The organism is Aestuariimicrobium sp. p3-SID1156 (assembly GCF_025144225.1).
GTDB lineage: Bacteria > Actinomycetota > Actinomycetes > Propionibacteriales > Propionibacteriaceae > Aestuariimicrobium.
In genome coordinates this window covers 1-11,704 of record NZ_JALXXB010000012.1, presented here as the reverse complement: position 1 = coordinate 11,704, position 11,704 = coordinate 1, and the positions used below count along the sequence as shown (strand labels likewise).

General features: G+C 68.7%; 9 protein-coding genes and 1 riboswitch. Of the genes, 3 read left to right on the top strand and 6 right to left on the bottom strand.

Features of this window, described 5'->3' with window-relative positions; genetic code table 11:
* Positions 1 to 2 precede the first annotated feature (2 nt).
* Positions 3 to 953 carry a type I pantothenate kinase gene (gene coaA, locus M3G03_RS11420; protein ID WP_259810021.1) on the bottom strand — a complete coding sequence of 317 codons (951 nt, stop codon included), beginning with the start codon at positions 951 to 953 and terminating at the stop codon, positions 3 to 5.
* A 91-nt stretch (positions 954 to 1,044) separates the two neighbouring features.
* Here coaA and glmS point away from each other — a divergent pair, with 91 nt between their 5' ends.
* Complete coding sequence (gene glmS / locus M3G03_RS11415; RefSeq protein WP_259810019.1) at positions 1,045 to 2,889, top strand: glutamine--fructose-6-phosphate transaminase (isomerizing); 1,845 nt, start codon at positions 1,045 to 1,047, stop codon at positions 2,887 to 2,889.
* 35 nt (positions 2,890 to 2,924) lie between these two features.
* Here glmS and M3G03_RS11410 read toward each other — a convergent pair whose 3' ends face one another.
* The 4 genes from M3G03_RS11410 to metB are packed head-to-tail and all read right to left on the bottom strand — an operon-like array spanning position 2,925 to position 8,968.
* Entirely contained in the window at positions 2,925 to 3,329 is a 405-nt protein-coding gene (locus M3G03_RS11410) for a GNAT family N-acetyltransferase (RefSeq protein ID WP_259810017.1), read from the bottom strand.
* 36 nt (positions 3,330 to 3,365) lie between these two features.
* The gene (locus M3G03_RS11405) at positions 3,366 to 4,139 is read right to left on the bottom strand and encodes a methylenetetrahydrofolate reductase (RefSeq protein WP_259810016.1); all 774 of its coding nucleotides are present in this window, start codon (positions 4,137 to 4,139) and stop codon (positions 3,366 to 3,368) included.
* A gap of 18 nt (positions 4,140 to 4,157) precedes the next feature.
* The gene (gene metH / locus M3G03_RS11400; protein WP_259810014.1) at positions 4,158 to 7,799 is read right to left on the bottom strand and encodes a methionine synthase; all 3,642 of its coding nucleotides are present in this window, start codon (positions 7,797 to 7,799) and stop codon (positions 4,158 to 4,160) included.
* Positions 7,796 to 8,968, bottom strand: coding sequence for a cystathionine gamma-synthase (gene metB, locus M3G03_RS11395; protein ID WP_259810012.1), 1,173 nt, complete (start codon positions 8,966 to 8,968; stop codon positions 7,796 to 7,798). Before metB ends, metH begins: the two co-directional genes overlap by 4 nt.
* Before the next feature lie 91 nt (positions 8,969 to 9,059).
* Positions 9,060 to 9,176, bottom strand: a riboswitch (SAM riboswitch).
* Between the two features lie 82 nt (positions 9,177 to 9,258).
* On the opposite strand from metB, the gene M3G03_RS11390 reads away from it, so the two are divergent.
* Both M3G03_RS11390 and M3G03_RS11385 read left to right on the top strand, forming a co-directional pair.
* Positions 9,259 to 9,612 (top strand): holo-ACP synthase, encoded by a 354-nt coding sequence (locus M3G03_RS11390; protein ID WP_259810011.1) that lies wholly within the window; start codon positions 9,259 to 9,261, stop codon positions 9,610 to 9,612.
* Positions 9,609 to 11,114 (top strand): bifunctional ADP-dependent NAD(P)H-hydrate dehydratase/NAD(P)H-hydrate epimerase, encoded by a 1,506-nt coding sequence (locus M3G03_RS11385; RefSeq protein WP_259810009.1) that lies wholly within the window; start codon positions 9,609 to 9,611, stop codon positions 11,112 to 11,114. The genes M3G03_RS11390 and M3G03_RS11385 overlap by 4 nt, the downstream gene beginning before the upstream one ends.
* Before the next feature lie 31 nt (positions 11,115 to 11,145).
* Here the strand turns inward: M3G03_RS11385 and M3G03_RS11380 are convergent.
* Positions 11,146 to 11,704: HNH endonuclease signature motif containing protein (locus tag M3G03_RS11380; RefSeq protein ID WP_259810007.1), on the bottom strand; the 559-nt coding region annotated here is incomplete at its 5' end.

Here is an 11,704-nt window from a genome sequence, read left to right as displayed (position 1 = left end):
GGTCACACCTTCCGGATGTGGATGCGCTCAACCCCGTGGTCAGGGCCCTTGTGGAGGATCGCGGTGGCCCGCTCCCGGGTTGGGCGAATGTTCAACTCCAGGTTCGGTCCATTGATCTCGGCCCACACGGTCATCGCCATCTCCGTGGCCTGCTCGTCGGTGTAGTGGGCGAACTGGCGGTAGAAGCTGTTCGGGTCCGAGATGGCCTGGGGGCGCAGCGCCATGAACCGCTCGAGGAACCAGCGCTTGATGTCGTCCTCGTCGGCGTCCACGTAGACCGAGAAGTCGAAGTAGTCGCTCACCGCCAGGCCGGCATGCCCATCGCTGTGGACGCGGGCCGGCTGCAGGACGTTGAGCCCCTCGAGGATGAGGATGTCCGGCTTGGTGACCACCTGGAACTCGCCGGGCACGATGTCATAGGAGTGGTGGGAGTAGACCGGAGCCTTCACCTCGTGGCGTCCTGACTTCACGTCGGCGACGAACTGCAGCAGGGCGCGACGGTCGTAGCTCTCCGGGAAACCCTTGCGCGCGAGGATGCCGCGGTTCTCCAGCTCCGCGTTGGGGTAGAGGAATCCGTCGGTGGTGACCAGGTCAACCCGTGGTGAGCCCGGCGCGCGGCGCAGGAGCTCCTGCAGCAGGCGGGCAGTGGTGGACTTGCCGACCGCGACCGACCCGGCCACGGCGATGACGAAGGGCGTTCGCTCGACGTCGAGCTCGAGGAAGGCGTTGGAGGCCCGGTACAGGTGCCCGGTGTGGCGGATGTGCAGGTGGAGCAGCTGGGTGAGGGGCACGTAGACTTCGCGCACGTCCACCTGGTCGGTGGGGTCGCCCAGGGAACGCAGCCGTTCCAGCGTCGACTCGTCCAGGTCGATGTCGGTATGGTCGGCCAGGTCAGCCCACTCCTGGCGGGAGAGTTCCACATAGGGCGATGCGTGCGAGTCGTGCGGCTCCATTCCGCTAGCTTTTCACGAAGGGGAGCCTCACGGCGCGGGGCCCCGGCTGGTCGACTTGGGGTGCGCTCACAGGTCGTGTACGTTTCTTGCCATGTGTGGAATCGTGGGATACGTGGGCCATCGCAACGCGCGGGACGTCGTGATCGGCGGCCTGCGCCGTCTCGAATACCGTGGCTACGACTCCGCCGGCATCGCAGTACCGGGGCCGGAGGGCATCGAGGCCCGCAAGAAGTCGGGCAAGCTGGCCAACCTGGAGGCCGAGCTGGAGGCCCATCCGATCCCCGAGGCCACCCAGGGTATCGGCCACACCCGCTGGGCCACCCATGGCGGCCCCACCGACGAGAACGCACACCCGCACCTGTCGCAGAACGGCCGCGTCGCGCTGGTGCACAACGGCATCGTGGAGAACTTCGCCGAGCTGCGCGCGGAGTTGGAGGCCGAGGGCATCGAGTTCCTCTCCAAGACCGATACCGAGGTGGCCGCCCAGCTGCTGGGCCGTGAGGTCGCCAAGGGCATCGACGTCAGCGAGGCCCTGCGCAACGTGTCCCGCCGCCTGACCGGCGCCTTCACCCTGGTCGCCTTCGACATCGAGGACCCCTCGCGCGTGGTGGCCTCGCGCCGCAACTCCCCGCTCGTGGTGGGCCTGGGCGAGGGCGAGAACTTCTTGGCCTCCGACGTGGCGGCCTTCATCGAGTTCACCCGCGAGGCGATCGAACTGGGCCAGGACCAGGTCGTCACCATCACCCGCGAGGGCGTCGAGGTGACCGACTTCGACGGCAACCCCGCCGAGACCCGCCCCTACCACGTCGACTGGGACCTCTCGGCCGCCGAGAAGCAGGGCTACGACTGGTTCATGCGCAAGGAGATCTACGAGCAGCCGCGCGCCGTGGCCGACACGCTGCTGGGCCGCTTCAACGCCCGTGGCGAGTTGGTGCTGGACGAGATCCGGATCAGCCCTGAGGAGCTGCGGCGCATCAACAAGATCGTCATCGTCGCCTGCGGCACCGCCTTCTACGCCGGCATGGTCGCCAAGTACGCCATCGAGCACTGGACCCGTATCGCCTGTGAGGTCGAGATCGCCAGCGAGTTCCGCTACCGCGATCCGATCATCGACCCGATGACCCTGGTGGTCACCATCTCCCAGTCCGGTGAGACCGCCGACACCCTGATGGCCGTGCGCCACGCCCGCGAGCAGCACGCCAAGGTCATCGCCATCTGCAACACCAACGGGGCAACCATCCCGCGCGAGTCGGATGCGGTGATCTACACCCACGCCGGCCCCGAGATCGGCGTCGCCTCGACCAAGGGCTTCATCACCCAAGTGGTGGCCTGCTACCTGCTCGGCCTCTACCTGGCCCAGGTGCGCGGCATGAAGTACGGCGACGAGATCAAGTCGATCATGGACGAGCTGATGGGCATGCCGGAAAAGATTCAGCAGGTGCTCGACTCGATCGAGCCCGTCATGGAGCTTGCTGCCCAGCTCAAGGACGAGAAGTCGATCCTCTTCCTGGGCCGCCATGTCGGCTACCCGGTCGCCCTGGAGGGTGCGCTCAAGCTCAAGGAGCTCGCCTACCTGCACGCCGAGGGCTTCGCGGCCGGCGAGCTGAAGCATGGCCCGATCGCGCTGATCGACCAGGGCCTGCCGGTCTTCGTGGTGGTCCCCCCGCAGGGACGCGACCAGCTGCACGAGAAGGTCGTCTCCAATATCCAGGAGATTCGCGCTCGGGGGGCCCGCACCATCGTGCTCGCGGAGGAGGGGGACACCGTGGTGGAGCCCTACGCCGACCTCTGGTTCACGCTGCCTCGGGTCTCGACCCTGCTGCAGCCGCTGGTGGCCACGATCCCGCTGCAGGTCTTCGCCTGCGAACTGGCCACCCAGCTGGGCCACGATGTCGACCAGCCGAGGAACCTGGCCAAGTCCGTCACCGTGGAGTGATCTGACCCCCGGCCTTCGCCCACTGACCTCACCGCTCAGGGGTGGCGCTGGAGGGCTGAGCGGTTTCGCATCACCGCGCCGGTCGCTCCTTGGAAGCCGAGGTCCTCGTACCACGGCACCAGATCGGCCTCACACATCAGGTCGATGGCATACATCCCCTCCAGGGACGCCACCATCCGCCGCACCAGCTCGCCCCCGATGCCGCGCCCCTGGTGGTCGGGGTGCACTTCCAGCCAAGGGATGAAGGCGTTCAGGACCCCGTCGCTGATCGCGTTGACGTAGCCGACCACGCGCCCGTCCTCCACCGCCCAGATGCGGCGATAGCTGTCGTCCATCACCTGGATGAGCGTCTCCGCCGAAGGAGGCTCCGGCCAGCCGACGAAAAAGCCTTCGACCATGTCGGGGCTGACGGCCTCACGGTGGGTCACGTACTCGATCATGGCGCCAACGCTAGCGCTGACCAGAGTGGACGACCATCAGTTTTTCGGCACCTCGATACCCGAAAGGTAGTCGGCCGTCGAGGTGCGCACCGGCATCAGGTACACGTTCTGGCCCATCTCGCAGGCTTCCCTGATCAGCGACTGGGCGAAGTTCCGCTGCCATTCCAGGGTGAGCTGGAAGTCGGTGGGGAACGCGGCCAGGTTGCGCCGACGCCAGTAGCCCATGCTCGCCGGGGTGGTGACGGTGGTTGCCCCCCACCACACCGGCAGGTCGCGCGGCAGCACCGAGGCCCACGACCGGACCAGGTTCAGGTCGAAGAAGGGCTGGGTGAACAGGCCCTGGGCTCCGGCGGCGATCTTGCGCTGCACATAGCGCAGCTCGTCAGCGATACCCTGCCGGTAGGGGTCCAAGCCTGCCCAGACCGTCAGTTCGGGCAGCTCGCCCTTCAAGCGTCGCACCACGTCGACGGCGTCCACCGGGTAGCTGGGCCGGAACCACTCGCCATCGTCCCCGGAGATCACCACGACCTCGTCGATGCCGTGTTCCAGCAGTGTCGCAACGAAGGGCAGGTCTTGGTCGGGGTCGAAATCGACCGCCCGGATGTGAGGGATCGTCCGGTACGCCCCGCCGGAGGGGTGCGAGATGCTGCCCAGCAGCTCCGCGCACGCGTCCCAGGCCCGCAACTCGAAGCGGGTCAGGTCGGGGATATTGATGGTGTCGGCCCAGGGCGCGTGCTCGGCCAGCCCGCCGGCTTCGGCCAATAACGCCTCGATCGAGCGTGGCACCAGTTCCACTGAGATTCGTGTCATCGTCCGTCCTTCGGCCCGTCACCGGAGCAGCGGCCCGAGCCAACGCCGGGCCTCCTCAATCGTCCAGCCCTTGCGTTCGGCGTAGTCAGTCAGCTGGTCCTCACCGATCCGCCCCACCGCGAAGTAGCGCGCATCGGGGTGCCCGATGATCAGCCCCGAGACCGCCGACGTGGGCGTGACAGCCAGGTGCTCGGTCAGTTCCATGCCCAACTCGGACGCCTGCAGCAGGCGCCAGATCGTCATCTTCTCGGTGTGGTCAGGCTGTGCCGGGTACCCCGGCGCGGGCCGGATTCCCTGGTAGCGCTCGCGGATCAGCTCCTGCAGGGGAAGGTCCTCCTCGGCGGCGTAACCCCACAGGTCGCGGCGTACCTCGCGATGCACCCATTCAGCAAAGGCCTCGGCGAGCCGGTCGGCCAGCACCTGGACCATGATCGCGCCGTAGTCGTCATGGTCCTGCTCGCGGAGCCTGGTCGCGAGCTCCTCGGCGCCGTGGATGCTCACCGCGAACGCCCCGAGGTGGTCATCCTCGGGTGCCACGAAGTCCGCGATCGAGGCGTACTCCCCGCCCTCGCGCAGCTTCTGCTGCCGGATCCCGAAGAAGGTCTCGCTCGACCCGCCGCCGGTGTCGAGGATGATGTCCTCGCCGTTGCTGTGGCGGTGGGCCGGCCACAGTCCGACGGCTCCGCGCGGTTCCAACAGGTCCTCGTCGATGATGCGACGCAACCACGCCTGGCCGTCAGCGAAGGTCTCCCGCGCCTGCTCACCCACCTTCGGATCATCCAGGATCTTGGGGTAGCTGCCGCGCAGCTCCCAGGCGGTGAAGAAGGGGGTCCAGTCGATGATCTCGGCCAGCTGCTCCAGGCCCGGGGCCATCCGCTTCACCCCGAGCCAGTTCGGCGCCGGCTGGGTCGCAGTCGACACCCCGCGCGAATCAGCCCGCGCCTGGTCGAAGTCGACCAGCTTCACCTCGCGGTGGCCATGCCGTTCGCGCAGCTCCCCGTAGGTCTGCGCAAGACGATCACGCAGCGACTCCGGGCGTCCGATGGCCTCGGAGGCGACCTGCACCGACCGAGAGGCGTCGGCCACGTGCACGACGATGCCCTCATAGGCGGGGTCGATCTTGACTGCGGTGTGCGCGGCCGAGGTGGTGGCGCCGCCGATCAGCAGGGGCGTGGTGACCCCGCGCCGCTGCATTTCGGTGGCCAGGCTGACCATCTCGTCCAGGCTGGGGGTGATCAATCCGGACGCCCCGATCAGGTCGGCATCGATCTCGGCGGCGGTGTCGAGGATCTTCTCCGCCGGCACCATCACGCCCAGGTCGGTGACCTCGTAGCCATTGCAGGCCAGCACCACCCCGACGATGTTCTTGCCGATGTCGTGGACGTCACCCTTCACCGTCGCCATCACGATCCGCCCCTTCGAACGCCCGCCACGGCCGGCGGCCTCGGCCTCCAACAGCGGCTCCAGGTGGGCGACGGCCTTCTTCATGACGCGGGCAGACTTGACCACCTGCGGCAGGAACATGCGTCCGCTGCCGAACAGGTCGCCGACCTCGTCCATGCCGTCCATCAGTGGGCCCTCGATCACGGCGAGAGGGGAACCCAGCTGTTCGTAGGCCTCCTGGGCGTCCTCGACGGCGAAGTCGGCGATGCCCTGCACCAGCGCGTGCCGCAGCCGCTCGGCCACAGGCGCCGCTCGCCACGCCGCCTCCTCCACGGGGACTCCGGCAGTCTTGTCGCGACGGAAGCCCTCCGCCATCTCCAGCAGGCGTTCGGTGGCATCGGGGCGCCGGGCCAGGATGACGTCCTCGACGGCCTCGCGGAGCACCGGGTCGATGTCGTCGTAGACCGCAAGCATGCCGGCGTTGACGATGCCCATGTCGAGTCCGGCGTTGATGGCGTGGTAGAGGAACACCGCGTGCATCGCCTCGCGCACCGCATTGTTGCCGCGGAAGCTGAAGGAGATGTTGGAGATGCCGCCGCTGACCAGCGCGCCGGGCAGGTTCTCCTTGATCCAGCGGGTGGCCTCGATGAAGTCCAGGGCGTAGCGATCATGTTCGCTCATGCCCGTGGCGACGGTCAGCACATTGGGGTCGAAGATGATGTCCTGGGGCTGCCAGCCGTGCTCGGTGAGCAGGCGGTAGGCCCGCGAGCAGACCTCGATGCGGCGCTCAAGGTTGTCGGCCTGACCCTTCTCGTCGAAGGCCATCACCACCGCGGCGGCGCCATAGCGCCTCACCAGGGCGGCGCGTGCCAGGAATGCCTCCTCGCCGTCCTTGAGCGAGATCGAGTTCACCACGCCCTTGCCCTGCAGGCAGCGCAGGCCGGCTTCCAGGACCTCCCACCGGGAGGAGTCGACCATGATCGGCACCCGGGAGATCTCGGGCTCGGAGGCGATCAGGTTGAGGAAATGGGTCATCGTCGCCGGGCCGTCGACCATGCCTTCGTCGACGTTCACGTCGACCAGCTGGGCGCCGTTCTCGACCTGCTGGCGCGCGATCTGGAGGGCCGCGTCCCAGTCCTGGGCGGCGACGGCCTTGGCAAACTTCGGCGAGCCGGTGATGTTGGTGCGCTCGCCGACGTTGACGAAGTTCGTCTCGGGGGTGAGGACGAAGGGTTCCAGGCCGCTGGCACGCAGTTGCGCGGGCAACTGCGGTCGGGGGCGCGGGGTGACACCGTCGACGGCCTCGGAGATGGCGCGAATGTGGTCGGGGGTGGTGCCACAGCAGCCGCCGACGATGTTGAGCAGCCCTTCGCGGGCGAACCCCCCGAGCACCTCGGCCATCTGCTCGGGGGTCTCGTCGTAACCGCCGAAGGCATTCGGCAGCCCGGCATTGGGGTGGGTGGAGAGCAGCGCCTCCGAGGCGGCACTCAGCTCACGCAGGTGCGGGCGGAGCGCCTCGGGACCGAGGGCGCAGTTCAAGCCGATCGAGAACAGGTCGACATGCTCGGTGGAAATCGCGAAGGCGGTCGGCGTCTGCCCCGACAGCGTGCGTCCGGACGCGTCGGTGATGGTGCCCGAGAGCATGATCGGGATCGTGTGCCCCAGCGCCTCTCCGGCGTCCGCGATCGCGTGCAGCGCGGCCTTGGCGTTGAGGGTGTCGAAGACCGTCTCCACCAGGATGAGGTCAGCGCCCCCCGCCAGCAGCGCGTCCACCTGCTCGCGGTAGGCCGCGCGCAGCTGCTCGTAGGTGACGGTGCGCAGCTCGGGCCGCTCGACGTCGGGCGACAGCGAGGCGGTGCGGTTGGTGGGTCCAACGGCTCCCGCGACGAATCGGGGACGCCCATCGGCGGCCTGGGCGGCCTCGGCTGCCCGTCTCGCGATGCGCGCGCCGTGCTCGTTGATCATGGTCACCAGCGCCTGGGTGCCGTAGTCGGCCTGGGCGATGGTGGTCGCGGAGAAGGTGTTGGTGGTGGTGATGTCGGCCCCGGCCTCGAAGTAGGCGCGGTGCACCTTCTCGATCACGTCCGGGCGCGACAGGTTGAGCAGCTCGAAGTTGCCCTTGAGGGTGCGATCGCGGGTTGTGGGGTCGGAGTCGGTGCGGTCGCCGTGGAAGTCCTCCTCGGTGAGGGGCTCCTGCTGGAGCATGGATCCCCAGGCGCCGTCGAGGATGAGGATGCGCTCCTCGGCCTGGGAGCGGAGGTGGTGGACCCGACTCATGGCTGGTTCCCATCGGCGGCACTGCGGTCGAGTGCCTCGCGCAGATCGTTGACCAGGTCGGTGGCACCCTCGATGCCGACCGAGAGGCGCAGCAGCCCCTCGGTGATGCCGGCCTGTTCCTGCGCTTCGGGAGTCATCGACGCATGGGTCATCGAGGCCGGATGGGCGACCAGTGATTCGATCCCGCCCAACGACTCGGCGAGGGTGAAACATCGAAGGCCCTGGACAGCGCGAGCCACCGCGTCCCGACCGCCGGCGAGTTCGAAGGAGACGATGGCGCCGAAGTCCTCCTGCTGGCGGCTGGCCAGCTCGTGGCCCGGGTGGTCGGGGAGGCCGGGGTAGTGCACCGCCGAGACGGCCGGGTGGCTGGTGAGCAGGTCGACCACCGCGCGGGCATTCTCGAGGTGGACGCGCATCCGCGCCGACAGGGTGCGCACCCCGCGCAGGGTCAGGTAGCTGTCGAAGGGGGCTCCGGTGACTCCGAGGGTGTTGGCCCAGAAGGCGAGCTTCTCCTGCAGCTCCTCGCTTCCGGCGACCACGGCGCCCCCGACCACGTCGGAATGCCCATTGATGTACTTGGTCGTGGAGTGCACCACCACGTCGGCGCCCAGTGCGAGGGGACGCTGCAGCAGCGGCGAGCAGAAGGTGTTGTCCGCCACCACGAGGGCACCGGCGGCATGGGCCACCCGGGCAGCCTCGGCGATGTCGGTGATTCGCAGCAGCGGATTGGAGGGCGTCTCCAGCCACACCACGTCGGGGTGGAGGTCGCCCAGACCGGCCAGCTGGGCGGTGTCAGTGAAGTCGATGGTCTCGAGACGGATCAGGCCCCGGGCGGCCAGGTGGGTGAACAGGCGCCAGGTGCCGCCGTAGCAGTCATGCGGGATGACGATCGTGCCCCCTGAGCCGAGCGCGAGGGCGACCAGGGTGACCGCCGACATTCCGCTGGAGGTGACAACTGCGCCGCACCCACCCTCCAGCGTCGCCAGCGCGTCCGCCAGCTGGTCGCGGGTGGGGTTGCCGGAGCGGCTGTAGTCGTAGGTGCGTCCCATGCCCAGGCCCTCGAAGCTGAAGTTGCTGGACAGGTACATCGGAGGGACGACCGCGCCGTGGGCGGTGTCGGTGTCGATGCCGGTACGCAGTCCGCGGGTCAGCCGGGTGAGCTCAGTCATGGTGCCTTCCTCCAGGTATCGACCGCCACGTCGAGCGGTTCACCCCAGGCAGGAAAGCAGGGAAGGGTTGCCCGGAACGGGGGCAGGACCCAACCCATCTTTCGGTACCCGGCATCGGACCCGCAGGAGGTGGCACCTTTCCGAAGCTTCCCCTCGGAGGCTGCCCCGACGTCAACGGGCCTGGTCCCTCGGTCGGTCGTGATGGATGACTCATCACGTTAGCGCCCTTCACCATCGCGTGAGAAATCCGTCTCAGCCACTGGGAGTCCGGGCTCCACTAGTGTGTGGGCATGATCATCGGGGTCGGGGTCGACGTGTGCCACGTCGAACGTTTCCAGCAGATGCTAGAGCGTCGTCCCGGCATCGCCGAACGCCTCCTCACCCCACGAGAGGCGGGGCGACCGCTGGCCTCCCAGGCGGCTCGCTTCGCGGCGAAGGAGGCGCTGGCCAAGGCGCTCGGCTCGCCGGGCGGGATGTCCTGGCAGGACTGTGAGGTCGTCAACGATGACCACGGACGCCCGGAGTTTCAGCTGCGGGGCACTGTCGCCGCCCGACTCGAGCAGGTCGGCGGTACGGTTGCGCATCTGTCATTGAGCCACGACGCTGGTCTGGCCATTGCCTACGTCATCGTGGAGCGACCATGAGGCCGATCCTGACCGCCGACCAGATCCGCCGCGCCGAGGAGGCCTTCTGGAGCCACCACCCCGGGGTCGACCTGATGGGACGCGCCGCCACGGCGGTCGCAAAGGTCGCGCGCCGGATGCTGGCCCGGCATGGGGGAGTAGTGAGCGGTGAGCGCCCGTGGGTGGTCGTGGCCGCTGGTCAGGGGAACAATGCCGGGGACGCGCTGTTTGCTGCCGCCGAGCTGGACGCCGAGGTACTGGTCTGGGCGGTTGCCGACAAGACCCATCCCGGCGGCCTGAAGGCGGCCCTGCAGGCGGGGGCCCGACTGGTGTCGCGTGCGGAGGCCCTCGATGCCCTGGATGGCGCTGCCCTGGTCATTGACGGAGTGGCCGGAATAGGGAGTCGCCGGGGGCTGACCGACACCGTGGAGAAGTTCGCGGACGCCACCCGGGCTGCGGGCGTCCCGGTGTTGAGCGTGGATGTGCCCAGCGGGCTGGCCGCCGACCGCGTGACCGCCGGCGGCGCGCCCTCGTTCCGGGCCGACCGCACCGTCACCTTCATCGCGCACAAGGTGTGCCAGCTGGCTGCTCCGGCGGCGGATCGGTGTGGAATGGTGGACCTGATCGACATCGGCGTGGACCCCGGGATGGGCATGGAAACCGCCGACGGGGAACCGAGCGCCATCTGGCAGGTCGAGTCCTCCGACCTCGCGCAGTGGTACCCCTTCCCGGATTCGTCCTCGCACAAGTACTCCCGTGGGGTGGTCGGCCTGGACACCGGCTCCACCGACTACCCGGGCGCCGCCTTCCTCGGGGCCGCTGGCGCGCTGTTCACCGGCTGCGGCATGGTGCGGCATGCGGCGGACCGCGAGGTGGTCGATCGGGTGATCAACCGCTACCCCTCCATCGTGCCGGGCGAGGGACGGGTCCAGGCCTGGGTCTGTGGTTCGGGCTGGCCGGAGGCCGACACGAAGAGGCTGGTCAAGCGCCTGGCCGACGGCGTCCCGATGGTGCTGGACGCTGGCGCCCTGCTGGACCTACCGTCGAAGCTTCCCAGCGGCTCGCTGCTCACCCCCCACGCCGGCGAGCTCGCGACGCTGCTGGGAGTCGACCGTGAGCGCGTGGAGGCGGACCCGATCGGCCACGCCCGCCAGGCTGCGGCCCGGTGGCGCACGACGGTCCTGCTCAAGGGCGCCAGCCAGTACATCGCACAGTCCGATGGCACCGTGTGGCTGGCCGTGCGCGGACCCGCCTGGACCGGTCAGGCCGGATCGGGGGATGTGCTGGCTGGTGCCTGCGGGGCGCTGCTGGCCAGCGGTATGGACGCCGCCAGGGCGGCTGCGGTGGCGGCCAGCCTGCAGGCACTCACCGCGAGCGCCCACCCCGGGCCGTGGCCTCCAGATCGGCTCGTGGAGCACTTCCCTGACGTCATCGCCTCATGGACGTCGACACCCGACCGGCCTGCTGCGCACGAAGTCCACGAAGAGGCCGAGCTTCACGACCACGACGCACCCCACGGCTGACCCGGGATGTGATCCGCACGTCACTCGAGCATCAGGGGTCGTCCGTCGGGTAGTCGATGTCACGATCGGCGATGGGGTCGGGCAGGGCGTCGGTGGCGGGATCACGGAAGTACACTGCGCCGTAGTCGAGTCGTTCCCCGCGCACGGCGCCTCCGGTGCCATACCGTGGCCGGGGGACTTTCTCGGGTAGGTCCAGCGGCGTCTGCGGGAGGTACTTGCCGATCCGCCAGCCGTCCCTGGTCAGGAAGACCAGGCCATCGGGGGTGTTGGGGTTCCCGCTGATGGTGAACTGGCCGCGATGGTGCTCCCGATGATGGAAGGAACACAGCGACACCAGTGAATCCATGTCGGTGGCCCCGCCCTCGCTCCACGGCACGATGTGGTGGTTCTCCAGGAAGCCGGTGGCGGGGCATCCCGGGTAGCGACAGCCCCCGTCGCGATCCTCCACCAGGCGACGAGTCCGCTGCGGCACGATCCGCTGGGTGCGGCCCACCGACACAGGCACCCCCTCCCTCTCCCAGACCGGACGCACTGAACCATCGCAGGTGATGTGGGCGAGCAGGTTCGGCGGCACCGAACCCTTGCGCCCC

What these genes read in the sequence shown, in the direction of transcription:
- coaA (WP_259810021.1), bottom strand. Translation starts at nt 953, where the DNA reads ATGGAGCCGCACGACTCGCACGCATCGCCCTATGTGGAACTCTCCCGC.
- glmS (WP_259810019.1), top strand. Translation starts at nt 1,045, where the DNA reads ATGTGTGGAATCGTGGGATACGTGGGCCATCGCAACGCGCGGGACGTC.
- M3G03_RS11410 (WP_259810017.1), bottom strand. Translation starts at nt 3,329, where the DNA reads ATGATCGAGTACGTGACCCACCGTGAGGCCGTCAGCCCCGACATGGTC.
- M3G03_RS11405 (WP_259810016.1), bottom strand. Translation starts at nt 4,139, where the DNA reads ATGACACGAATCTCAGTGGAACTGGTGCCACGCTCGATCGAGGCGTTA.
- metH (WP_259810014.1), bottom strand. Translation starts at nt 7,799, where the DNA reads ATGAGTCGGGTCCACCACCTCCGCTCCCAGGCCGAGGAGCGCATCCTC.
- metB (WP_259810012.1), bottom strand. Translation starts at nt 8,968, where the DNA reads ATGACTGAGCTCACCCGGCTGACCCGCGGACTGCGTACCGGCATCGAC.
- M3G03_RS11390 (WP_259810011.1), top strand. Translation starts at nt 9,259, where the DNA reads ATGATCATCGGGGTCGGGGTCGACGTGTGCCACGTCGAACGTTTCCAG.
- M3G03_RS11385 (WP_259810009.1), top strand. Translation starts at nt 9,609, where the DNA reads ATGAGGCCGATCCTGACCGCCGACCAGATCCGCCGCGCCGAGGAGGCC.